The organism is Pantoea sp. X-Soil-OKNW-556, from assembly GCF_059730695.1.
Map to the genome: position 1 here is coordinate 222,018 of NZ_AP035993.1, position 25,355 is coordinate 247,372.

17 protein-coding genes are annotated in these 25,355 nt (G+C 51.8%); 11 read left to right on the top strand and 6 right to left on the bottom strand.

Annotated elements, in window-relative coordinates; translation table 11 throughout:
* Positions 1–10 precede the first annotated feature (10 nt).
* The 8 genes from AC6I8T_RS26110 to AC6I8T_RS26145 are packed head-to-tail and all read left to right on the top strand — an operon-like array spanning position 11 to position 12,725.
* A complete protein-coding gene (locus AC6I8T_RS26110; RefSeq protein WP_497834816.1) occupies positions 11–3,085 on the top strand; it encodes a virulence factor SrfB in 3,075 nt (1,024 codons plus the stop codon).
* Positions 3,085–5,778 carry a virulence factor SrfC family protein gene (locus AC6I8T_RS26115; protein WP_497834817.1) on the top strand — a complete coding sequence of 898 codons (2,694 nt, stop codon included), beginning with the start codon at positions 3,085–3,087 and terminating at the stop codon, positions 5,776–5,778. The genes AC6I8T_RS26110 and AC6I8T_RS26115 overlap by 1 nt, the downstream gene beginning before the upstream one ends.
* Positions 5,772–6,761, top strand: coding sequence for a hypothetical protein (locus tag AC6I8T_RS26120; RefSeq protein ID WP_497834818.1), 990 nt, complete (start codon positions 5,772–5,774; stop codon positions 6,759–6,761). Before AC6I8T_RS26115 ends, AC6I8T_RS26120 begins: the two co-directional genes overlap by 7 nt.
* Positions 6,761–8,719 carry a vWA domain-containing protein gene (locus AC6I8T_RS26125; RefSeq protein ID WP_497834819.1) on the top strand — a complete coding sequence of 653 codons (1,959 nt, stop codon included), beginning with the start codon at positions 6,761–6,763 and terminating at the stop codon, positions 8,717–8,719. Before AC6I8T_RS26120 ends, AC6I8T_RS26125 begins: the two co-directional genes overlap by 1 nt.
* Positions 8,719–9,447, top strand: coding sequence for an ABC transporter ATP-binding protein (locus AC6I8T_RS26130; protein ID WP_208726993.1), 729 nt, complete (start codon positions 8,719–8,721; stop codon positions 9,445–9,447). Before AC6I8T_RS26125 ends, AC6I8T_RS26130 begins: the two co-directional genes overlap by 1 nt.
* The gene (locus tag AC6I8T_RS26135) at positions 9,437–10,651 is read left to right on the top strand and encodes an ABC transporter permease (protein ID WP_021184030.1); all 1,215 of its coding nucleotides are present in this window, start codon (positions 9,437–9,439) and stop codon (positions 10,649–10,651) included. The genes AC6I8T_RS26130 and AC6I8T_RS26135 overlap by 11 nt, the downstream gene beginning before the upstream one ends.
* A gap of 42 nt (positions 10,652–10,693) precedes the next feature.
* Positions 10,694–12,277, top strand: coding sequence for an SUMF1/EgtB/PvdO family nonheme iron enzyme (locus AC6I8T_RS26140; protein WP_303464524.1), 1,584 nt, complete (start codon positions 10,694–10,696; stop codon positions 12,275–12,277).
* Between the two features lies 1 nt (position 12,278).
* Positions 12,279–12,725, top strand: a complete 447-nt coding sequence (locus AC6I8T_RS26145; protein WP_367617730.1) for an IrmA family protein — start codon at positions 12,279–12,281, stop codon at positions 12,723–12,725.
* Positions 12,726–12,844: 119 nt separating this feature from the next.
* Here the strand turns inward: AC6I8T_RS26145 and AC6I8T_RS26150 are convergent, their stop codons facing one another.
* From AC6I8T_RS26150 to AC6I8T_RS26170, 5 genes are all read right to left on the bottom strand, one after another.
* On the bottom strand, positions 12,845–13,195 hold the full coding sequence (locus tag AC6I8T_RS26150) for a hypothetical protein (RefSeq protein WP_208726994.1): 351 nt from the start codon (positions 13,193–13,195) through the stop codon (positions 12,845–12,847).
* Between the two features lie 350 nt (positions 13,196–13,545).
* Positions 13,546–14,322, bottom strand: a complete 777-nt coding sequence (locus tag AC6I8T_RS26155; RefSeq protein WP_021184033.1) for a MipA/OmpV family protein — start codon at positions 14,320–14,322, stop codon at positions 13,546–13,548.
* An 81-nt stretch (positions 14,323–14,403) separates the two neighbouring features.
* A complete protein-coding gene (locus AC6I8T_RS26160) occupies positions 14,404–15,678 on the bottom strand; it encodes a sensor histidine kinase (RefSeq protein ID WP_208726995.1) in 1,275 nt (424 codons plus the stop codon).
* Positions 15,679–15,682: 4 nt separating this feature from the next.
* Positions 15,683–16,387 (bottom strand): response regulator, encoded by a 705-nt coding sequence (locus tag AC6I8T_RS26165; RefSeq protein WP_208726996.1) that lies wholly within the window; start codon positions 16,385–16,387, stop codon positions 15,683–15,685.
* A 135-nt stretch (positions 16,388–16,522) separates the two neighbouring features.
* Positions 16,523–16,864 carry a hypothetical protein gene (locus AC6I8T_RS26170; protein ID WP_208726997.1) on the bottom strand — a complete coding sequence of 114 codons (342 nt, stop codon included), beginning with the start codon at positions 16,862–16,864 and terminating at the stop codon, positions 16,523–16,525.
* Positions 16,865–17,206: 342 nt separating this feature from the next.
* Here AC6I8T_RS26170 and AC6I8T_RS26175 point away from each other — a divergent pair, with 342 nt between their 5' ends.
* The 3 genes from AC6I8T_RS26175 to AC6I8T_RS26185 all read left to right on the top strand — a co-directional run bounded on the left by AC6I8T_RS26175 (position 17,207) and on the right by AC6I8T_RS26185 (position 24,801).
* Complete coding sequence (locus AC6I8T_RS26175) at positions 17,207–20,419, top strand: autotransporter family protein (RefSeq protein ID WP_497834857.1); 3,213 nt, start codon at positions 17,207–17,209, stop codon at positions 20,417–20,419.
* Positions 20,420–20,572: 153 nt separating this feature from the next.
* Positions 20,573–23,563, top strand: coding sequence for a hypothetical protein (locus AC6I8T_RS26180; protein WP_497834820.1), 2,991 nt, complete (start codon positions 20,573–20,575; stop codon positions 23,561–23,563).
* Positions 23,564–23,670: 107 nt separating this feature from the next.
* Positions 23,671–24,801, top strand: coding sequence for a hypothetical protein (locus AC6I8T_RS26185; RefSeq protein ID WP_497834821.1), 1,131 nt, complete (start codon positions 23,671–23,673; stop codon positions 24,799–24,801).
* A gap of 141 nt (positions 24,802–24,942) precedes the next feature.
* Here AC6I8T_RS26185 and AC6I8T_RS26190 read toward each other — a convergent pair whose 3' ends face one another.
* Positions 24,943–25,335, bottom strand: a complete 393-nt coding sequence (locus tag AC6I8T_RS26190) for a nuclear transport factor 2 family protein (RefSeq protein WP_208727000.1) — start codon at positions 25,333–25,335, stop codon at positions 24,943–24,945.
* Between the last annotated feature and the right edge of the window lie 20 nt (positions 25,336–25,355).

Below are 25,355 nucleotides of genomic sequence, written 5' to 3' on the forward strand. Positions count from 1 at the left end.
CGAATAGATTATGTTGCCTGAAATTGTTTCTTTTGATCGCCAGGTCACTCTGGTCGGCGACTCCGGAATTCAGTTTATGGATTTCGGTTTGACCTTCAAACGCCAGACTGCCGGGACGGGCGAATTTGTCAAACTCGCCAACGGCGTACTGACACGTCTGATTTACAACGAACCGCGTGATTACTATTTCTATCAGCCGACGCCAGACAAAATTGAGAAGGCGAAAAGCCAGTACGACATTCCTGTTGAGCAGAGCCTGAAACTGCTGGACAGCGTCTGGTTGCCGCTGCCCCTGTTCCGTTTTAGTTTGCCCAATATTTACCAGGAAGGCCCGCTGAACTGGGCGCGTTTTCGCCTTGTGAAACTGCCTGAAGCTGACCTCGATGGTCACACGCACCGCATGACGCTGGCGATTGATACCCGCATCATGGCTAAACAACAATCGGCTGCGGATCTTAGCCCTAATCATGAAGATGTGAATGCCGGTGCGACCTTTGCAGTAGCCACTGCCACTTACGCGCTCAACTGGTACTTAACCCAGGAGTGGGTCAAAGATTGGCTGGTCGATGTCTTTAATGAAGCCAGCAAAGGGCGGGATATTGACGATCGAGAGGAAGAGATCGCCCAGCAGTATCCGCTGGCGCACTACCTTAACCTGCTGTCCCTGATGGCAGAACCGCTTGAGGGCCTGCAAACCCAAACGGTAGCCTCTATCGCGATACCCCAGTTTAAAGTGATTGCCAATCGTGAAGTGAACGCCATTAAACCGATCCCGGTCGATCTGATTCTTGATGTGGGTAACTCCCGCACCTGCGGCATTTTGATTGAAGATCACGGGCAGTCAGGATCCGGCCTGATGCACAACTACGTGTTGAAGCTGCGCGACCTTAGCACACCTGAACATATCTATATCGACCCGTTTGAAAGTAAGGTGGAGTTCGCCCAGGCCTTTTTTGGCAAAGACCTTTATTCCGTGCGAAGCGGTCGCCACGATGCTTTCCAGTGGCCAACCATCGCCCGCATTGGGGGTGAAGCCAGTCGCTTAGCGTCACGCCGCCGGGGGAGCGAGGGTTCTACCGGGCTTTCCAGCCCTAAACGCTATCTCTGGGATGAGAAATTTTATGGTCAGGGCTGGCGCTTTAACGGCAGCTCATTGCAGGAAACCAATCCCCTTGCCACTGCCGCTCCTTTTGCCAATTTAATTAATGAGAAAGGCGATGCCCTGCATACCATTGAGGATGAGATGGATCGCATCCCGGTGTTCACACCACGCTATTCCCGCAGTTCACTGATGACCTTTATGTTGGCGGAAGTGTTAACGCAAGCCATCAGCCAGATCAACAGTCCCGAGCAACGTATTCGTGAAGGCCATGCCGGTCTTCCGCGTCAACTTCGCCACATCATCCTGACGGTCCCACCGGGTATGCCGATGGCGGAACGCTGCATTCTTGATGGAAGAATGCGTCAGGCCGTGGGCCTGGTATGGAAATCACTGCGCTGGCATGCGGGTGAGAATGATCCTTATATTGATGAGAAGGAAGAACACAGCAAGGGCAACATCAAGATCCCACTGCCAAAAATCCGCGTCGAGTGGGATGAAGCGTCCTGTGCTCAACTGGTGTACCTGTACACCGAGATCAATCAGAACTTCGCCGGTCATCCGGAAGTCTTTTTCAATACGCTTGGCCGCCCGGACCGTCAGGATCGGGAAACCCTCACCATTGCATCAATTGATATCGGCGGCGGCACAACAGATCTGGTTATCACCGATTACCGCCTGGATCGCAATGGCGTGACCGGCGGCGGCGCCAACGTGCATATCATCCCCCACCAGCGATTCCGCGATAGCTTCAAAATTGCCGGGGATGACATTCTGCTCGACGTTATTCAGTCGTACGTATTACCGGCTTTCGAGCTGGCGCTGCGTGAAGCAAATGTACGTTCGGTAGATACGTTGCTGTCCCAACTGTGCGGTTCACAAAATATCAGTGCCGCCGAAGCGGTGCTGCGCCAGCAACTGACCCTGCAAGTGTTCGTGCCACTGGCGCTGCACCTCCTTGCCCGCTATGAGCAATATGATCCGCAGAATGAACAAACCTATCTGCTGATCAATCAGCGCGTCGGTGAATTACTGCCCGCGAACAGCATCAGTGACGAGGTTGATAGTTTTGTACGTCGTGAAGTGAAAAAGGCGGGCGGCATAGAGGATTTCAAACTCGCGGATATTGCCCTCAATATCACGCTGACGAAAATGCACACCGATATGTGCTCAGGCAAATTCAACATCGACAAAGTGCTGACCGCATTGTGCGAAGTGTTGTCCTGTTACCAGTGTGACCTGCTGCTGCTGACCGGGCGACCGTCGCAACTGCCAGGGATTCAGGCGATTGTCCGTCGCAACCTGCCGTTACCTCCAGGACGCATTCTGGCGTTGCATGGTTACCAGACCGGCACCTGGTATCCGTTCCATAAAAACGGTCATATTCACGATCCCAAAAGTACCGCCTCGGTGGGTGCGATGCTGTCGCAATTATGCGCGAACCACAGTATTCCCAACTTCCATTTCCGTATCTCGGCGTTGAAACCGTATTCCACCATTCGCCATCTCGGCACCATTGATATGGATAACCTGATCCACGATGCCGACGTTATCTACCGCGATATCAAATCTGAAGACGGACAAATCATCCTGCCGGTATTTATGAATGATGAGGGTGAAGCAACCACCGCAAGCATCGTGATGCGCGGCGACCTGCGCCTGGGTTATCGCCAGCTGGACGCAGAGCGCTGGTCTGCATCCCCCTTATATACGCTGCGGTTCACCGAGTCTGGGCGTGAAAATTTCTCTAAGGCGAAATCCATCGACAGCGGCTCTCCGTATCTCAAAGTCAGGCTCACGATTGATAAAGGTAAGGCTGCGCAAAAATTAGGGCTGATCAGCGATCGTCTGACCATTGCTGATGTCAGCAGCAACACCGACCGATCTTTCGGCAAGAAAGATGTCGAGCTGGAACTCAATACCATGCCCGATACAGGACTCATTGACAGCCGGCACTGGCTCGATAGCGGGAGCGTAAAAAAATAATGAACAACGAACAAACTACTCTTCAACAAGGATGGGCGGCTATCGCCCAGGGCTGTCAGGATGCGCTGGGCTGGGTGGACAATGTCCGCACCGGCTCTCGTCGCCTGGACACAGAAGCCGACCAACTGAATCTGAGTTTGCTGCGTACCCGTAATCTGGCGAACAGCCTCTCTCAGGTTTCTGGCACGCCAATGACGGTAGGCTTCTTCGGCATCTCTCAGGCCGGTAAGTCTTATCTTATCTCTTCAGTAGCCGCAGGTAGCAATGGCGAACTGAAAGCACGCTATGGCACCAGGGTGGTGGACTTTATCAAAGAGGTCAATCCGGTTGGCGGAGGGAAAGAGGCGACCGGTCTGGTCACGCGCTTTACCCGATACGCGCCCGAAGCCCCGCAGGGCTATCCGGTTCCTTTGCGCCTGTTCAGTGAAATCGACCTGGCCAAGATCCTCGCCAATACCTGGTTCAATGACTTCAACCATGAAAATCTGACTTATCAGCTTGATGAAAACCACATTGAAGAACGCCTGCGACCTTTCCTGCAACGCGCCGGTCAGGCTGATGCCAACAATGGTGTCAGCAGGGAGGACGTTGTTGCCCTGTGGGATTACCTCAAAGATTCATTCAAAAAATCAGTAGAAAAGTTTGAGCATGCCTGGTGGCCGCAGGTGCTTAAAATCGCCCCCACCCTTACTCCCCATGAGCGTGCAGACCTTTTTTCTCTCCTGTGGGGAGAACAACCGGAACTCACTGAAACATACCGTTCCCTGGCCCATGTGCTGGCAAAACTTAACCACGCAAAAATGGTGTTTGCCCCATTAGAAACGCTTACCGAGCATAGCAACGGCAGCATTATGAATGTCGACAGCCTGAATCGCCTCGGTTCAAGCCAGGATCGCCTGGTCGAGATACGTTTCTGGCAAGAGAACCAACAAACCGGTAGCGCTCACTTGTCACAAGCGGAGCTCGCGGCATTGACCGCGGAGCTCATTTTCCCGCTGGCAGAGGTCACGCCAAACAGCGTGATGGAACAGGTCGACTTACTCGACTTCCCCGGTTATCGCGGTCGCCTCAAACTTCTCGCCCTGAAAGATGCGGCTCAGTCGGGTAAAAATCCGGTATCGCAGCTGTTGCTACGCGGCAAAGTCGCCTATCTGTTTGAGCGTTACACCGATAATCAGGAGATGAATGCCCTGGTGGTCTGTGCCAGCTCGTCTAAACAAAGTGACGTCTCCGATGTGGGTCCGGTTCTCACCCGCTGGGTCGAGAAGACGCAAGGCAAAACGGCTGAAGAACGTGCCAAAAGTAAAGCTGGCCTGTTCTGGGCCATTACCATGTGCGATGTGCGCATCCAGGACAATCTGACGAAAACGGAGAGTCAGCTCAATGAAGCCTGGGAAGGCATGATACATATGACTCTGCTGGAACGTTTTGCCCAGTATGAGTGGTTGAAAGAGTGGTCCCCGGGCAAACCCTTTGATAACTGTTTCCTGGTACGTAAACCAGGCATAGATACGCCGTTCCTGAAGCTTGAAAATGTCCCAGGGCAGGAGAGCCTGAAAGAGGTGGCGATTACCGATCGCTACCAGGACATCATCGACACTATGGGGCGCGCCTTTGTCACCCGTCAAAATGTCCAACGGCATGTTGCCGCACCCAATGAGGCATGGCAGGAGATGCTCAAGCTCAACGATGGCGGCGTTTCTCGCCTGACCGGGGCACTGCGTGGCGTCGCCCACCTGACGTTTAAATTAGATCGCCTGCGTGAGCAGCTGAAACAATGTCGCATCGAAACCGCAGAAAAACGCCTTGGCCGCTGGTACCAGCATGACGGCGACGGCCAGTTAGAAAAAAAACAAGCCATTGCCAAAGAACTGTGGCAGGGCTTAACCGCCAGCCCGCAGAGTTTGGGGGAGATGATCAGTCGTTTAGATCTGCCTTCTCATGAGCTGAACAATATCTATCTGAGCATTCGCGATCAGGATCAGGTGCCGCAAGTCAGCGAGGTTGAGCGTCCGCAAAACACCTTTGCTGCGAATCCCTTTGGAAGTAACCCGTTTGGCAGCAATCCTTTCGGTCAGGATTCGGTCGAGGAACAACCCTCCGCGATTGCACCCACGCCAGAACGCATCGGTCAGGATGACGAATTCGCTCATCAGGCCTTTAAAGCCTGGGTCGCGCATTTGAGAGAACTGTCGCAGCAAACCACGTATTGGCAGCAACTGGGGCTGAACAGTGAAACCATCAATTTGTTGTGTGAAGAGTTGATTACCGCAGCCACACGTCTGGATCTGGAAGGTACGCTCAAGCGCGCGCTGGCAGGTCAGGAACAGGCGGGAACACGTCGGGAGCAGTTGCTGGCACGCCAGACGCAACGTGCTCAACTGGCGCTGCGAGACTTTATTGCCTGGTTTGGCTACCTCACTTTGCCCGAAGCGCAAATCCCTGACAGCTACGTTGGCGAGAAAAAGAAAGTGTTTGCCCGCCAGGCCACGCTTGCCCGCGATGAATTGCCGCAACTGGCAGCGGTCGCGCCTCAACCGGGGATGGCCTATCTGGGCGACTGGCTCTCGGCATTAATGGCGCTCACGTTGAACAACGCCGGCCACAGCGCAACCAGTGATATCTCCATTGAACAAAATCAGCAACTGGGCCAGATCATCGGCCAAATGAAACAAGAGAACCCGTCATGCTAGCTAAAATTTTACCGTGCCAACCTTCAGAGCCGGGATTTGCACAATTGATGATTCGCCTGCGTGGCGAAGACGCCGTGCTGGCCAATCTGAACTTTACGTTGTGCAACAACGAGCAGAATTACTTGCAGCCTGACGGCCACTGGAGCCCGGAGCCACACTGGTTTACCATCAATGGCGGGTATGCATTCAATAATGGCAGCGGCTTCCGTATCGGCCCGGACATCCTTGACCCCCTGCTGACCAGCCCCAGTCAGGTGCAAATTCAGGCTAAGTTGGCCTCCGGTAAAACCCTGATCACCACACTCCAGTTGGCACGCGATGAGTTGTTCTCTTCTGGTGCCCGTGGGCAAACCGCCCACTACGGTGGCAGTAGCGTGTTGGATACACCGGACACCGCACCTGAAACCGTTCCGGAGACTGAGGCCGAACCCACGCCTGATGAACCCATCCGCACACCAACAGCCGCGCGGCCCAAACGCAACACGTCTCTGGTTCCGATCATCATCGCCGTGCTGCTGGTGCTGTTGATTGCCGCCGGTGCGCTCTGGTGGTTTATGGGACGCGACAACGCCACGCCAACCGCGGCAGCGAAACAACCGGAAGCCCCGGTGGTGGCAGAGGCAGCCAAAGCAGATGCTAACGCGTGTTCACCCGCTAACCTGACAAGTCAGACCGAGCTCGATTTTGTCCAAAACTGCGTACAACAGAAGCTCGACAGTGACAAGTTGCTGGCCATCATTCAGGCAGCCAAACAGGCGAAGCAGTGCGGTGTAGCCCAGCGTCTGTACGCCCACAGTGCTCAGGGTGGTGATACCAGGATCGCGCTCGCCTATGCCGCTGAATATGATCCTCAGGGTCACCAGCCAAGCGAATGTTTCAAAACCCCGGACCCGGATACCGCTGCTTACTGGTATGAAACCGTGCTGCAAACCGATCCAGAAAATCAGAAAGCCAAACAACGCCTTGCGGAGCTGAGAAAATAATGACCAGACATTTTCTTCGGCTCGCCCTGCCGTTATGTGGCCTACTTCTGACCAGCCAGGTGTTGGCAGCAGAGGGAGACAAACCTCTGCTACAGGAAGGCAAGAAAACCTTATTTCAAAGGGTTCTGACGACGCCAGGCTGCAAACTGGCAACGACGGCTGGCGATGATAAGGGCCAACTGCAACCCGCATTTAGCAGCTTTTATGTCTATCAAAAAGCGGATGTGAACGGCCAAAGCTGGGTCAAAGTGGGGCCTGATAGCTATGGCAAAACCATTGGCTGGTTACCCCAGTCCTGCACCGTTGACTGGAAAATGCAGCTGACCCTGGCCTTTACCAACCCGGCGAATCGCGACCGGTTAGTGTTCTTTAAAGACAAGAAAAGCCTGGATGATATTCTCTCTGCGCCGGACCCCGTCTCAATAGTTGCGCCGCTGCGCGCTCATCTCAAACGCGACGGCCATGCTGACGGTGTTTTAGCCCAAGAGCCGGAATACTTTGTTGATCTGCAAAAGCAGTTCTACCTGTTGCCGATCCTCAGTGGCGAAGAGATCATGACAGAGAGTGGGTTTTATACTCGCTTACTGAACGTCGCCTCTGTCAGCAAGGCAGACCCCAACGCGAAACAGGCCGATGACGTTAATCAGCTTAAAGGCTTTAATGCCTCGGTCGTTTTCGTCATTGATTCCACCATCTCGATGGGTCCGTATATCGATCGCACCAAAGAAGCGGTCAACAAAATTTATGACAAGATTAAACAGGAACACTTGCAGGATCAGGTTAAGTTTGGTCTGGTTTCCTTCCGCTCCAACACCAGAGCCGTACCCGGCCTGGAGTTCACCTCGAAGATCTTTGCCGACCCCAACCAGGTGAAGGACGGCAATGATTTCCTGCAAAAAGTCGCGGGCCTGAAAGAAGCCAAAGTATCCAGCTCTTTGGTTGATGAAGATGCTTACTCCGGCGTTCTTTCTGCTATCGACAGCATCGACTGGACGCCTTTCGGCGCGCGTTACATCGTATTGATCACCGACGCGGGTGCCATTGATGGCAGCAACAAACTTTCGTCTACCGGGCTTGATGCGAAACAGCTGCGCCTGGAAGCCGGTAACAAGGGGATTGCGATTTATACCCTGCATCTGAAAACCCCGTCAGGCAAGAATGACCATGCGAAGGCGGAAGGTCAGTACCGCGACCTGTCTAACTTTGACAGCACGCAGTCCAATCTCTACCAATCCGTTGATGCCGGTGATCTGAAAACCTTCGGGCAACAGGTTGATACGTTGGCAGGTGCCATTACCGAGCAGGTCAAAGCGGCCTATATGGGCGATCCGGCCATCGGCAGCGCACTTTACTCTAAAGATGATGGCAAAAAGCAGACGCCTGAAGAGAAATTGCTGGGGGATACAGCCCTGATTGGTCATGCCATGCAACTGGCCTGGCTGGGTAAAAAGAACGACACTCAGGCTCCGCTGGTGTTTAAGGCCTGGATCAGCGATCGCGATCTCATCAAGCAAAACATCCCCACCACTGACGTTCGTGTACTGCTGACCAAAGGGCAACTGAGCGATTTAAGTGATGTGGTGAGCCAGATCCTGCAAGCCGCTAATGAAGGCATGATTTCGCCGAATAAAATGTTTGAGCGTCTACGTTCCGTTGCCGCCACTATGGGTGCCGACCCGAACCAGCTTAAGCAGCAGGATAACGCCAAAATCAACGATCTCGGCGTGTTAGGCGAATACCTGGCAGACCTGCCCTATCGGAGTGACGTGTTGAATCTTGATGAAGAGACCTGGAAAAGCTGGGATGGCTTGTCACAGGAGAAATTCATCCGCACGCTTTCCACCAAGCTGCGTTATTACCAGAAATACAATGCCGATGTTGACCGCTGGGTGGAGCTGGCCAAAGGCAGCGATCCGCGCGATCGCGTCTATCCGGTCCCACTGGAAATGATGCCCTGATGCTACACATAGACAACTTGTGTGTGGTGCGTGGTGAAGGGGATCACGCGCATCCTGTCTACCTGCCGCAGTTGAGGCTACGGCCAGGCCAGGTCATGGCGGTAACCGGCGAAAGTGGCTGTGGCAAAAGCACCCTTCTGGAAGCGATCGGCTTGTTGTTACGCCCGGCCAGCATTGGGCGTTTTATGCTGGATGGCGAAACGCCGCTGGATGTGGCTTCCTTACTTACTCACAACCAGCAAGCCGAACTGGCTGAGATACGCGCGCGCCATCTGGGCTTTGTGCTGCAAAATGGCGGGCTGCTTCCCTTTCTCAGCGTGCAGGACAACATCCAGCTTCCGTGCCAGTTGCTTGGCAAGTCAGCGGATAAAGCGATGTTGAACAGGGTCGTTGATGCGCTGAAACTTGGACCTCTGCTACATAAACAGCCAGCGCAATTGTCATTTGGTGAAAGGCAGCGCACCGCCTTTGCTCGTGCCATTCTGCATCGTCCTGCATTGGTGCTGGCCGATGAGCCTACCGCGGCACTGGATCCCCACAATGCACAGCAACTTTTTCGCCTGTTTATCGACCTGGTTGCTCAGGAAGGCATGATGGCATTGGTTGTCTGCCATGACTGGCCACTGGTGCAACGTTTCAATTTACCCTGTTTAGTTGCCCGGCCTGGTTCTGGTGCATCTGACCTGTCAGGGGAACAATCCCAAAGGGGAAGCCACTTTGTCCTGTAACCGTATCCTGTTGCTGGGACGCCTGGCACTGAAAGACCTGTGGCACGACCGCATCATCTCTTTCTGTATTACGTCATCTCTGGTTGCGGTAATCGCCCCACTCCTGCTGCTGTTCGGCTTAAGGTTTGGCATTGTCAGCCAATTGCAGGACGAGCTTGCCAATGATCCGCGCAATCTCGAAATCAGAATGTTGAGCAGCGGCAGCTATGACCCGGAATGGATAGCGCAGCTACGCCAACGTCCCGACGTGGGGTTTGCTATTGGGCAGACGCGGTCGCTCAATACGCTGACCGACTTACAAGTGGACAGCACCCATTTCATTGAAAATGCCGAAGTGATTCCGACCGATATCGGTGATCCGCTATTGGGTCATCTCAAAATCCAGCAGGAAAATGAGGTGGTGTTAACCCAGGAAGCCGCACGAAAACTGGCGGTTAAGGTCGGTGATAACGTGACTCTGCGTGTCAGCCGTCAACTGGATCAACGCCAGGAATGGGGGCGACGGAGCCTGGTGGTGGTCGGCATTTTACCCGCCATCTATTTCAACCGCGCAGCAATCTTTACCCAATCCTCCCTGCTGCTGATGCTTGAACATTTCAGAGACGGTTACGCGATCCCGGCCCTTGGCGTGAGCAGTGGGCAACCATTAAGTGACAAACCCACCCGCTATGCGCGTGCCAGATTATATGCACGGAGCATCGATGACGTTGCCAGCCTTGAACGCGATCTGCGCGCACAACGCATCGAAACCTCGAGTCGTCTCGCCGACATTGAAAACGTGAAAAGCATCAACCGCGTGCTGGGGCTAATCTTCAATACCATTGCCGCCACCGCCCTGATTGGCTGTATCGCCTCTCTTATTGGCTCATTTATCGCCAACGTCGATCGCAAACGCAAACATATTGCCGTGCTGCGGCTTTTGGGGTTTACCGGCCCTGCCGTGGGAGCCTATGTCATTGTGCAAGGATGCCTGCTCAGCCTGCTGGCCTATATCGGGGGCTACGGCATCTATCTGATCGCCAGTCAGATTTTTAACCGGGCGCTTGCCGGTAGCCAGGCGACCGATCAGATGTTATGCCGAATCACCTGGGCGCATAGCTTGCTGGCCATGACAATAACCGTTGTCGTGGCGGTAGTGGTTGCCAGTATCGGCGCTTATCGCGCCATTAATATTGAACCTGCGCAGAGTCTGCGTGAGGTGTGAATCCCCCCCTTTGAGTTATTTGATGATTAGCGGAGATTGTTTGTGACCTTAACGCCTTCCTCACTGCCTTACTGGTTAGTTCTTGGCTTGCTCGCCAATGTCTCTTCTGCGCTGGCGGAGCCCTGGACAGAAAATAGCTGGAACCCGAAACCGGATAGCGAAGATATTATTCTGCCCATGCCCTGCGAAGGCTCAATGGCGTTTCGTCGCGTCGAAATCCCGATGACAGGGCCACTCGATGACCTGCCGATTACGCTGGGCCAGGACAATGGGGATTGGGGGGTGATCGAACACAGTTATCCCGCTTTTATTGCGGGCAGTTTTACCGACAAAAAAGCCAGGGGGCGCTATTACCTGATGGCGAAGTATGAACTGACCACCCTGCAATATCAGGCGTTGACCGAAGGCACCTGCCCTGTGCCATCCCGCAAGCTTAGTTTGCCGGTGACAGGGATCAGTTGGTTCGATGCCGTGAGTACGGCTGATAAATACAATCAGTGGTTGCGCAGCCATGCTATGGATAAGTTGCCGCAGGAAGACGGTGATGCAGGCTTTTTACGCCTGCCGACAGAAGTAGAGTGGGAATTTGCCGCACGCGGCGGTCTGAAAGTGAATAGCGCTGAATTCCGCGACCAGCACTACCCGATGGACGATATGAAGAATTATGAGTGGTTCTCAGGTGCGCAATCTTCCAATGGCAGAGTGCAGCTTATTGGCCTGCTACAGCCCAATCCGCTGGGTTTGTATGACATGCTGGGCAATGTGTCAGAGATGATGTTCAATCCCTTTTACCTCAATAAGCTCAATCGTTTGCACGGCCAGGCTGGCGGCTTTGTGGTGCGGGGCGGTAACTTCCTCTCTGGCCCAACAGAAATTCGCAGCGCGACGCGTAAAGAGGTGAATTACTACGACCAGGCCACCCCTGCAAGTAGCAAAACGACCGGTCTGCGTCTGGTTCTGGTGGCACCAACCATCACCTCAACCGATAAAGTGAAACAGCTGGAAAAAAGCTGGGAAACACTTGGCGCGGACAGTCAGGCTAACGCTAAAAAAGACGATGACGCTAAAGACACGGTCAAAGCGCTGGGCAGCCTCGCATCAAAGGTTGATGACTCTGCCCTGAAGCAGAAATTGAAAGACCTGGAAAACCAGTTGCGAGCCAGCAACCAGAAACAGCAGGAAGAGCGTGACCAGTCGATTCGCGCCAGCCTGAATTTGGGTTCCTTCCTCTGTACCAAATTGCAGGATGATGGCCGTTTCCTCGACTTCTTAAACCATAACTACGAACTGCTGTGTAAAAATAAAGACGCCAGCGACGCCAACTGCGCCATTCGCAAAACCAAGCTGGGCGAGCAGTCCGACAGACTCCAGCAGCTGACAGGCTATTACGCCAGTAGCCTGGTTGATGCCGCCACCCTGTATGGTAAAGAGGGCCTGCAACATGAAGTCACGGTGTTTGATCAAATGCTCACGCTGAACAAGCGGCTTTCCGGGCTGAAGCCCTTCCTGGCCGCACACTGGCAGAATCAGCAGGCGTATCTGGCAAACGGCAAAATAGATACTGCGGGCTGGCTGGAAACCTGTAAACAGATCAACGCCCCTAAAGCTACCGCACAGGAGAAGTAACATGAACATGGGACGCTCAAGCAGACTTTTATTGGCAGCGGTATTACTCGGGTTGGGCTGGCAGTCGACCAGCCTTGCCGAAACACAGCGCTATATTAGTATTCGAAATACCGATAACGTGTGGATTCAAGGTGTTTGTTCGCTGGTATTCAGGCTGGATAATGGAGGTGCCGGAGAATTTAACGCACTGGCGCTAACCATCCAGCTGAAAGATAAAACAGGTCATCCCCTTGGCGAAGGCACGTTAAACGTGCCACCTTTTGGTGACAGTGACGCTACTCGCTCTGTAGACACCTCAACAGAGTTTGACTGCGAAGCTGTGCAAAACGCTGACTCAGTGAGCATTACTCAGGCCGAGGAATTATTGGGTAACAACACTAAAAAGCCTTTGCCCCTGTCCACGTTCGACCCGCAATACTATCAACCACTGAAAATAAGTATCAATTAGCCCTGAAGACCACGGGTGACAATGACGCTAACTGAAATCAGCACTAAAACACCTTGCGTCACCGCAAGGTGTTTTAGTGCAAGAATATGCTGTTGATTGCGTTGTCGCTGATACTGACGTTAAGGGGCGACAGTACTGCAATTGTTGCTGTTGAGCTTCAGACCAAGGCGTCCAGCAGCCAGCTCATTTTCGGTGTGCGTGGCAGCAAAAATAAACCCTTTTTTCAGCAACCCGGTTGTATAGTATTTATTGTACATAAAAGACCATATCAACATCATAAAGAAAGGCGCGATACCCATAGTAAGAAAGGCTAAAATAACCCAAACCACAAACACACCAATGAAAGTTATAAAATCTTTGCGAAATAAAGCTGGAAATGCACCGAATAAAAGCGTTGTCCATGAATATCCATAGAAACCAAAAACACTTTCACCCGTCTGAGGATTTTCCATCTTAATTTTAGTTGCCATGTGTAATCTCCATTTTTAAATAATTGATCTGACCAGATTTGACCAAATTTATCCTTTCCCAACCCAGAAAGTACGCATTGGTTGCCCTATTCACATCCATACAGGAACATGAGGATGCAGGATTTGCCTTACTTTGCGAATGGCAATCAACGCCTGGACTGTTATCGGCAACGATGAGTTTTTCTTTAGCTTTAATGACCAATCAGTTTGATAAAAACACCGCCGGTCATTCGCGTTACCTGGCAAGGCTGAGGAGAAAGACGCTGGCGTTCTCAGGGTGAGTGGAGCTGCATGGTAAGGGATTCGGTTATCAGATGACCTCAGTAAGTCGGTGTCACCCGCCAGGCTTATCAGAAACGCCAGGCCAATAATAAGGCATAACTCAGTTGCTGCTTCTCCTGAGTCAGCGGGCTGTCTGCGGCGTCACCTTCCAGACGTTGTGCCATGACACGGGCCGATACCCGCCAGGATGAGGTCAGGTCATAATCGGCCCCGACTTCCCATCCCATCTTCTCCAGCCCTGCGCCTGCGTCATAACGGGCTAAACCACTACGTGATGATTGTTGCGCGGAGACACCATGTTGTGTCTGCATATAATCGCTATCCGCCCAGCTCAGGCTTGGGCCAGTAAAGAGTCGCAGATCCTGCCAGGGACGCCACGACAGATTGGCGTAAGTTGTCAGCAGAAACCCCTGCTGATTTCCCCCCACATCCTGTGAAAGGATCAATCCGGCGTTGAGGATATCATTGCGGTAAATTGCTGAAGTAAATGCACGCGGCGAAGTTTTAATATCGCCCATGCCACGCAGATATTCGTCATCTGACTCATGGCGTGGCGAAAGATCTGCACCTGCTCCCAGGGCGAATGTCCAGTGTTCGGTTTTGGCAAACTGCCAACCGAACGCCGTCAGGGTATCGACGCCACCGATAAAAAACGGGCCGTAGTTCACTCTCACCGCAGGAAGAAAGGTTGTATCGTTCTTTTTGGCTCCTGAGTACTTCGGTTTTACACCGACGCCTCCACCAATAAATCCGCTGAAGGCGTTATCTGACTCCTCAGCGAGGGCGGGTAAAGCTGCCGACAGAATTAACAACAGCAGAGCAGACTTCACGGGAATGGAAAGCATGGTACTTCATCCTTTTCGTTACAGGGCTGGCGCAAGTGTTGGTCTCCATTACATCAGCCGCCTGTAACGCCTCTTTTTACCTCAGGTAAAGTTATGTAACAGCGGTATGCGTACTCTGAAGCTGGCACCTCCGCCACCGCGATTAATGACACTTACCTCGCCATCGTGATATTCGCTAATCGAACGCACCAGTGCTAACCCTAAACCTGTGCCATTTTCATTGCGACTCAGGCGGAAGAACGGCTCAAAAATGCGTGCCATTTCTGATGTAGGAATGCCTGGACCACGATCATCGACAGTCAGCAACAAATTATCCGGATCGCTACGGTATAAACGCATAACCACTTCTTGACCGGCATAGCGCAAGGCGTTTTCAATCAGATTGCGCATTAAACGGCGTATCAGGCGGGCATCAACCTGAGCAACAATATGTTCAGCAACCAAATCGATTTCAGCCCTGGCACACTCTTCCGCAGCCAGTGCCGTGACATCGGTGGCGGTAAATTCACCTGCGATGACCTTTTGCGCCATTTCCAGCCGACTCAGGGTAAGTATCTCTTCAACCAACGTGTCCAGTTCAGACACGCTGCGTTGCAATTCATGTTGCGCCTGAGCAGGTTCCCCCGCCAGGAGTGCTGAGGCCATTTGGATACGCATTAACGGTGAACGTAGTTCGTGTGACGCATTAGCCAACATGGTTTTCTGCGACTGCACCAGCGTTTCGATTTGCGCGGCCGACCGGTTGAAGCTGGCGGCCAGTTGACTGACTTCATCTTTCCCCGTCACCGGCACGCGTGCGGCCAGGTTTCCCCTCCCCAAAGCTTCAACACTTTGTTGCAGGGATTCCAGACGCGCCGTTAGTCGGCGAATCACCGGAAAAGCTATCAACGCGACAGTGACCGCCAATGCGAGCTGCATGATGATAAACAACCACGGACGTTCCCTGCGGTCAGAGCTGAACTCAATAACCAGCAGGCGTTTATCCTGCAATTGCCAGACGAAACGTGTTCCATACCCGTCATCAAAGAACCCCCCTCGCCTGGCTTGTTTCGGTAAAGGAATCTCTGGCGAAAGCGGTCGGCTCAGCAACTGACCATTGGCATCAAATAGCGCGAAGCGCGCATGAGTACGTTGCATCCAGTCATCTATTGCAGCTGACTGCACACTTTTTTGCGCCGATGCAGGAGGCAGATTTTGCTCGACCAGTTCGCTGAAGGTAGCAAATGCACTGAGATTACGGTTGTTATCGTCATTCCATAGCCAGAGGATAATGGTACAGAGTACGACCAACACGATGGCGCTTAGCACCGCAAAAAAGATCTGCAAATGCATGGGAAAATCTGCGATGCGTTTCATGGCATTAGCGTTCCGATAATGCAGAAAACACGTAACCCACTCCACGCACCGTGATAATGCGTTTTGGGGAGCGCGGATCGTCCTCAATCAACTGGCGGATACGCCCAATATGCACATCAATAGCGCGGTCAAAATTGTCATAGCTCTCCCCGCGTACCGTCTGCCATATTTGCTCGCGACTCAACACCCGTCCAGCCTGGCGAGCCAGTGAAACCAGCACATCGAATTGCAACGAGGTGAGCAGGCAGGGCTGTTGTCGTAGTGTGACGGTCCGTGCAGCAGTATCGATCTCCAGCTCACCCGACTGGATCACGCTGATGTCACCTCGTTGGGACGTCCCTGGACGCAAACGGCGAAGTACGGCGCGCATACGCGCCAGCAATTCACGCGGCTCAAAAGGCTTCGGCAGATAATCATCAGCGCCAACCTCCAGCCCGATGATCCGGTCCGCCGGGTCGCCTCGTCCGGTGACCATAATAATTGCCGGGTCGTTGTGAGACTCAGCCCTTATCTGGCGACATAATGCCAGGCCATCGGCATCTCCGAGCATCAGATCCAATAATACGACATCAAAATCCTTCATTTTCATGCGGGACTGCGCGTCTGAGGAGCTGGCGCTATGAAGTACATCAAACTCATATTGCTCCAGGTAAGGCACGATCATTTGCGCCAGACGGGTATCATCCTCAATGAGCAAAACTGTCGTCATGTCTTTAATATTCCTGTCAAAACGAAGCGGAGACATTTACAAAAGACAGCAGGAAAGGAGATGAGTTTCAGAAATTACAGGTGCAGGATAAAATCCCTGTATGTCAGATAGCTCAACGCGAGCAAGTCACAGACGTTAAATGTTGGTTGAAGGGTCGTACTCCCACTGCAATTCGTCACTATAAATCGTACCATCGTCATCCATTACCTGGGCGTTGAGATGCTTCGCAATTTCTAACATCTTTCTAAAAAGATATGTATCTGGCCATGTTGTATAAATATTACCTGCGCGCCAGTCAAGCCACGACTCATCATACAACGAGGGGCCAGACCACAATGAATGATATTCACCGTTTTTAATATCTCTTTTTAGTTCGTGATCGCTCTTAATATAACTAAGCCATTCGTCAGAAGTTATCTGTGCGTCATCGTTGTCGGCCCAAAACTCAGCTCTGGTTATGTGAAACTCAAGACCCATAATATTCTCCACTCACAATTTCAGCCTGTGATGTTGCCCAATGTATAGCAAGATTTGACTCTGGTGTTAGACCTGAATAGAAATCGATAAGATATCCACGACAACTCATTTAAATAAATTGGTGACACTTATAACTAAGCATACCACGCACACATAAGATGAATTAATAAACCACAGTAACTTTATGCCTACCCATGACACCTGGCAGATTTCTGCAATCCCGTGAATTGAAGGAAAAAAAGCCGCCACTCTCAGCTATCACTCGCCACACTTTCATGATATTTGTATTGAATAAGATTAATCTTAATTAATATAAAAAATATTCAATAATCAGGGTGAATGATGATGCGTTACGTTGAAAGGCTGCAACGGGCAGTGGGCTGGGTATTCACTTTTCTCATACTTTTCATATCCACGCTCACCTCCGCTTTTGCGCTCTCCACCGGTTGTACCGCACTCAACGCGCTGTCCGGTTCAACGTCACTGAATTACATAACAAATGCTTATCCTGCATCAGAGTTTGATGCTGGCGATACGCTATCGGTTTCCGTCACCGATAGCGGTGGCGCATATAATGGAGACCCATCTTCCTCCGATAGTTTTGGTATGACTGATTACGAGGAAACCTCATTCCAGAACTACTATGCCTCATCGTCAATCAGCAACTCTGCGCATACCGTGACGTTGAGTTATATGGCGGGAACCCTCTCAACCGATGGTGTTCGTCTGAGGCTGACCACATCACATGGTCAATTCAGCAATTTTGTTGTTACCTGCTCCGGTACGGCAGCAACTCCGTCCAGCGATGCAACATTGAGCAGCCTGGCACTTTCGGATGGTACACTTTCTCCCTCCTTCAGTGCCGGTACAACCAGCTATAGCGCATCCGTAGCGAACAGTGTCTCCACCATCACCGTTACCCCAACCACCACCGATTCCAATGCAACGGTCACGGTGAATGGCACCGCAGTGACATCAGGTTCTGCTTCTGCCGCCATCAGTCTGACAGCAGGTGCATCAACCGCCATTGCCATCGTTGTTACGGCCGAGGACGCCACAACCAAATCCTATACGCTGAATGTGACGCGAGCGGAAGCCGCTGTAGTGGCAAACAACAGTACCGCCACTGTCGCGGCGAACAGCGCAGATAACGTGATAACCCTCTCCACCAGTGGTGGCACAGCAACCTCTGTATCCGTTGCTTCGGCACCCGCACATGGCACAGCCACCGCGTCGGGAACCAGCATTACCTACACTCCGACCGCGGGATATTCTGGCAGCGACAGTTTCAGCTGGAACGCGACCAACAGCGCGGGAACATCGGCTAATGCCAGCGTGGACCTGACAGTCACGGCACCCACATTCACGTTCTCCCCTGCGGCCGGTGCGCTTCCCGCCGCCACGACAGACAGCGCATGGTCCCAGACATTAACGGCCACGGGCGGCACTGCCCCCTACAGCTGGAGCGCGACGGGATTGCCAACAGGGTTAACACTTAACAGCAGCACCGGTGTTATTTCTGGCACGCCGACTCAGACAGGAAGCTTCAGCATCCAGGTCACAGCAACGGACAGTAACAGTGCCAGCAGCACGGTTAACTACACTCTGAATGTCACCGCAGGTGGCACTGCGCCGGTTGCAAACGATGTCACAGCCACGGTCGATTCAGGCAGTAGCGACAACAGCATCACTCTGGCAATCGCCGGTGCAGTCACCAGCCTGCAAATTGTCCGTCAGGCCAGTCACGGTACGGCGCTGGTTGCAGGCACCAGCATCCGCTACACCCCAGTAAGTGGCTATTCCGGTAGCGACAGCTTCACCTACAGTGCAACCAACACATACGGTACCTCCCAGGAAGCAACGGTATCGCTGACGGTGACGGCCACCAGCCTGACAATGTCACCTGCCAGCGGCACATTGCCAACAGCGACGGCGGGAACCGCATACAGTCAGACCTTCAGCGTTTCAGGCGGCACGGCCCCTTACAGCTGGCAACTGAACGGGTCATTGCCCCAGGGACTGACTTTTGCGAATGGCGAGCTGAAAGGCACCCCAACTGCTGCGGGCAACGCTTCTTTTACCCTCATCGCAACTGACGCGAACGCGGCAACCGTGCAGTCAACCTATACGCTGACCGTTAACGCCGCTGTCCCTGTGGCTGCTGATCACAGCGCCTCGTTGTATGCCGGACAGTCAGTGAAGGTAAATCTGGTTGAGGGTGCCACCGGCGGGCCTTTCACCGGTGCGCGTTTGCTCGATCAACCACAAAGCAGCCTCGGTACAGCGACTATCCAGTCCTCGGGGGCAACGTATCAGCTACTGTTTACCGCTGCGGCTCAGGCGAGCGGTACCGTTGCACTTCGCTATGAACTGAGCAGCGCATCAGGCACTGCTCAGCCAGCAACCGTCACCCTGACCATTGCCGACCGGCCCAATCCGGCCAGCGATGCTGACGTGATTGGCCTGATCAGCGCACAGGTACAGGCAGCGCAGAATTTTGCCAAAGCACAGATCCGCAATTTTAACGATCGTCTGGAGCAGCTTCACAGCGGTGCCAGTCTCCCTTCCGGGCACAATGGCATCCATTTCTCCATGCCGACCAGTCGCTCCGAACGAGATACCGATAAAGACCTGTGGGCCAGCGCCTGGCAGCAACAGCGCCACTATCAGGATGACCGCGCACAACCGCAACCGCCAGCCACACCTTTCGCCCGTCAGAGTGAGGACAGCCGCCTGTCATGGTGGACCGGTGGTTACATCGATTTTGGCAGTGATAAAGACGATGCCGTGCGTTTCAGCCATACCCTGGTGGGTATTACCACCGGCAGCGACTATCGGTTCACGCCATCCTTTACCGCAGGCATGGGGATTGGCTTTGGCCGCGACGTTAGCGACGTAGGCGACTCCGGTTCTCGGCAAAACGGACGCTCAATCAGCTCCGCCCTGTATGGCAGCTGGCACCCGGATGCGTTCTTTATTGATGGGTTGCTGGGTTATAGCAGTCTTGAGTTCGACAGCAAACGTTATGTGAGTGAGTCAGATGCATTTGCGCGTGGCAGCCGCTCCGGCCGTCAGTTTTTCAGTTCGCTGACATCAGGTTACGAGTTCCGTACTGCCAGCAGCCTCATCTCACCCTATGCGCGCATTCAGTACTACCGTACCTGGCTTGATGGCTATGCCGAATCCGATGCCGGTGTATTTAACCTCGCCTACGCACCTCAGACGCTTGCACAGGTCGTGACGGGGGCCGGTCTGCGCGGCGAACACAGCGTGCCGACCCGTTGGGGCTTTGTGAAACTTCAGAGTCGTCTTGAGTATGCCAAACTGATGAATGACAACGGCAAAGCGCGCGTAGGCTATGCGGATGTGGGTAACGATACCTGGAGCATGTCGCTCTATCAGCAGAGCACCCAGACGCTGGCTCTGGGGTTCGGCATTGATTTTCTGCTCCCGCACGATATCACGCCAGGCATCGCCTACCAGGGCACACTCGGACTGGATGAGCAGCAGACACGTTCACAGATGATTATGGTGCGTGTGAATATCGGTTTCTGATTTACGCATAACATTTGCGTAGCGCTGCATACCCCTGCCCGGTGAATTCAGAGGCATGAAATCCAGGGCAGGATGTTATTGGAAATTTTACAGCGGAACTCTGTGTCAGAACTACAGAGGGTCTCACCACGTCATCATGGAGAAGCCGGGCTCATGCCTCAGGATACTAAGCAACCACAGACTCAGATCGAAAAAGATCAGCAAGCCGCTCTTGAGGGTGTGTTACGTCTTAAACAAGAACTCGGGATGAAAACGTCCGGTTCTTCCAAAGCCCTCAACACTGCGACATCGCATGAAGATGAAGCGATTGAATTAACACAACGAGAACTGAAGACGGAAATCGCCAGTAAGAAGCAATCTGTCGAACAGCGTGAAAAGGAAGCTAAAGACCGACGTTCGCAGCTTTTGAATGCCGTACGGGTGTCCGCACCGGAGATCAACAAACCCCTTGTTGAAACATTCGAACGTTTAAGTCTGGAAAAGCAACAATTTGCTCAGAAGGAACTCGTCCGACTCTTTAAAAACGACGCGCAACTCCAAAGTGCGACTGATTTCTTTGACCTCAACCTGGCACAAAGAGAAGATCTGCTTGACCGGATCGGTTTCTATAAAGGACTCATCATTGATCACAGCCTGTCAAACCCGGTTGAAACAGGATTCAGGGAAGTTCTGAAGCGCCACGATTCTGCAAATCCGGGGCCTTGTAAAGTCGCCACCCTCCTCTACCGTAAACCTAACTTTTCGGGCTATTTCGAGAATTACTACACCTCATCGGAATCCCTGCATCAGGTCCAGAAAAATGGGGTTACGAATATCTCAACTTCACTTAATGTTGCGGCTGGAACGGTGGCCACCGTGGGTGTTGGCATATCTGGTGCCTACCATAACGCGGAGTCACAAAACGGCGGCGTTAAAGGGCAAACGATCTATACAACCGCAAACTTCTTTCTGCCTAAAGTTGAACTCTCATTCGATGAGTCTGAACCCTGCGCCAGTGATGAATTCGAATATGCCTGTAACCAGGCTCTGCTTAAAGGTGGGGTCGCCGAGTGCTTCAAAGAATTAGTGAAAGTGCTGGGAAGTTTTGGCCACTTTGTTTCTACACAAACGCTCGTGGGTGGTCGATTGTTTGCTACTGATGTCAAGGAGCTAACCGGTACCGAAAAGGATGCATCAATGACCACAAGCTTCGCGGCGAAGGTCAAAGTCGGTGTGGAGACATGGTCAGCATCGGTGGAAGCAGGGGTTTCGGCAGATTATGGCAGACAGACTGACACCCGCAGTAAGGATGTTGATGAAACGCAAACATACACCATTCATGCGGTCGGCGGCGAAGGTACGGTCGTCGAACAAGCCGGTCGATGGGCTGAGTCCCTGTATGAATACCAAAGATGGGCTGCTGTGCAGCGTGAAAAACTCATCCCCAGTATTGAAGTATTGAGTGAGGAACTGAGCAAACGGGTATGGGACATGTTAAAACAGTATGTCTCAAGTAATACCACGTCGCACCTTACTGGCGAATGTAACGCCTACTTCCTCTTTTATGGTGCTTACCAGACTGAGGTGGGTTACCTCGCAAGACCTGATTATGTGATCATAAAAAATCTTGCCAGCCAGCATTGCCTCTCTCTCAAGGGCGAAACACCTCAGAATCCCGAATTGTCAGCAAAACTCTTTGACTGGACACGTCAGCAGCTGTGGCGGGTAACGCCAGAAGGCCATCTCGTCAGTGCTATACCGGTAAAAAGTGGATTCCCAGGCCATAAGAAGTCAGTAGAATTTGCCCTGAGCGTGCTTGAACCTGTTCCCTCTTCAGCACCTGGCCCGACCGTAAAGAAAGATAGTGGCAAAGACACTGATGAAATCCCGGCAGTGAAAATCGAACCGAAGAAAGAATCATTGTTGCTGGGCCTGAGTGAATTAGGCTCCTCTCCGTATCAACGGTGGGAATTCACCGGTCGCGGAGAAATACACAATATCGCTTATGGCGCTGATTATGTCCTCTCCTTACCATTGAATGGTAAACCTGAATTTCGCCTGCGCGGAAATACCCCATCAAGCACTGGCTTGTGGCGTGTTGATGAAGCAACACCCGACGACCTGAAAAATATTGATGCATACGAGTGTTATGGCAAGCTGGTTCATCCAACTGGCCTGGTGTTGTCGGTGGAAGGATGTGAAGACACGGGATACAGCTTTGGGCGTTCAGAACAACGCAGAGTTCTCCTGCAACCCGATATTGGTGGACGACATCAACTGTGGAATCGCAAACAAGACGGGACGATAGTCTCGGCCATCCGTATTGGTAGCGATAATCCAGCACAATCATCCGATGTGTATCTCACCCTTGATCCACAGAAGAATGTGATCGCACGGGGGAAAAGTCTTTCTGCAGAGGCACTCAAATGTGATACCGATGACATGTTCTACGCCGGAGAAGTGCCTGCGAATAAGTTTTATCTCTACGCTGCCGTCAGACCAGATGAGACAGGCCAACCCGTTAGTATGGACGCAAAGGATGCTCATATTATCCGATATCATGATGTCGCTGTCGGAATCGTTCCCGCCAGCTTCAGCTCTGTCACCCCTTCCGGGAATATGCAGAGCTGTGAAAAGGTTAAAACCGTCGATAAAAGAGAACTGAAAGTTGACGGTTATTTAACCGGGATAGAGTTCATTCTCGAAAAACGTGGTAAAGACCGTAAATTGGTCAGTGGTGAATACCATCGACTTAAAATGAAAATTTCCGCTCAGAGACTAAGTGGAAGTGCGACAGAGGTCTGGGAGGACGAACCAGATAAAGATAAGGAAGATCGTGATTTCTTACATGACTATGGTGAAGTCTGTGTTGACGACCGTTTCCTGATTCTTCCCGAAGATCCTATATACGCCATCAGGTTGCGTGTCCACGAAAGTCCAAAAAAACACCTCGCCTTTGAGTATCAACTGGTTGATAAAGGCCCCTGGTTCGGTTTGGCAGGAATGAGTGAGAGCGCCAGGACACTGAATATTGATGAAATTAAAGTGCCAGGTGGTATGGATGCGGAAGCAGCGAATAAGACCAAAATTCGAGGTGTCGCTCTGGATTACGATCCGGCAGCCAGAACGCTAAGGCCGAAGGTTCTGCGTCGAATCACGGGATAATTCATGTTGATATCTTTTGGGTACTAACTCGTCACTCATTCCAGCAAAATCAGCGCTGATCGTTCCCAAGCGCTGAAACTTGCGTACTTATATAGTTCGGGAGAAATATGCGATTCATAGAAAACACAGACCAATTTAGATATGAGAATGCTGAATTACAGCCTTTTCCCGAAAATTTGGATGATGATAAGAAAACGAATGGCTTTGCCCCTGCCGTAAGGGACCATTTTTTAAGTTTTTTACCTCAGGTAACCATTAATGAAGAGGTTGATGTTATTCTGTGCCCCTGGTGCCTTGAATTCACCGGTCATCATGCAACTCAAGTCGATCACATTATCCCAAAGCAAATCTTCCTTCGATATCAGCTTTATAAAAACAGAAACAGGCTGCATAGCAACACCAATATTAAATTAGAACTCGAAAAATATCTTCATGACACTGACAACCTGATAATTTGTTGCAATAAATGCAATAATGAGAAAGGTGATGATTTCCCGAAAAAATCCACAATGGATGATGCAATAGAATTTCATCGTCCGGCACTGTCAGACCTGTCTCATCTTGAACGGAAAACCCAACTGGCCTGGGAGATCATGTCAGTATATATGCCACAGGGAGACAAAAAACTCTTCAGCTATCTCGCGAAATGGAACGAGATGACGCTTTCTGAAGGGATTTTGACAAATAATTTATTGAATGAAGGTGAGAAGCAAATCCGTGCCTGGCGCGCGCCGGGATCAGGTATGCCATTCAAGGCACATCAGGTCTTCGAAGAGTTGGTAAACCATCAACTCCGAGCCGACTTAAATAACTGGACAGGCCGACTCTGCTTTTATTGCCTCGGTGTTTATCAGGATATGGCTTTTCAGATAGACCATATCGATTCCCGTTTGAAAGGACGTAACTGTCTAATAAATAATACAGATTACAACTTACTTGCAGTCTGCCGCGGATGTAATGGTGCAAAATCGGATAATATCATCACGGAAAGATTTTTAGTTTCACGTATTGAAGAACGAATTGAGAGAGGATGGCCTGGAATTGAAAGCGCAGGTTGGCACCCGACGTTAAGCAAGGAACAAACGATTCTCAGGGCGCATGATATACAGAAAAAATTACTCAACCTCCATCTCTACAAGCGACCAACAGAAGGTGAAATCAATAAATTCATCAAAGAATCTGAAGTCGCGATAAGAGCAAGAAAAAACAAAAGTAAGACGATGGAAATAGAAGAGTAACTAAGAGGTAAAGCGCTTCGCTTAATGCTCTGTTGCAAGGTTTTGTTCATAGCCCTGTCACATTTCCTGAGGGACTTTTATACGGCCCTCAGGGCATTATTTCTCAATGCATAGCGCTTAGGCAAAGTTTATGTTCAGGTATTAACTTCTGCTCCCCAGATCATGGTCCTGCTTATTTCCGCTGACCAGCCGGGTTAACTCGTCACAACGAATAATCCGATCTGATTCCAGGGTAAATCGTGCCATCACCTCTATTTCACTTTTTGTGTTGTCGCATTTTTCCACCTTCACGCGGTGGTGAGTGAACACCGTATCTCTTTCAGCAACAACGCTTAACAGCACCACCTCCATTTGCCTGGTCAGCGTTTTAAGCAATGCCATATGGCTGACAAAGCCCGGATAATCCAGGCATTTTCCGTCAACCTGCTGTTGATAGCTTGCGGCGAAATACGAGGCGATCATTTTCTCATCATGGCGTGGATTGCTCACAATCTCCTGCAAAGCATGAATGACGAGCTGACTTTGCTTATTCATATCCTTTCCTGCCTGATAAA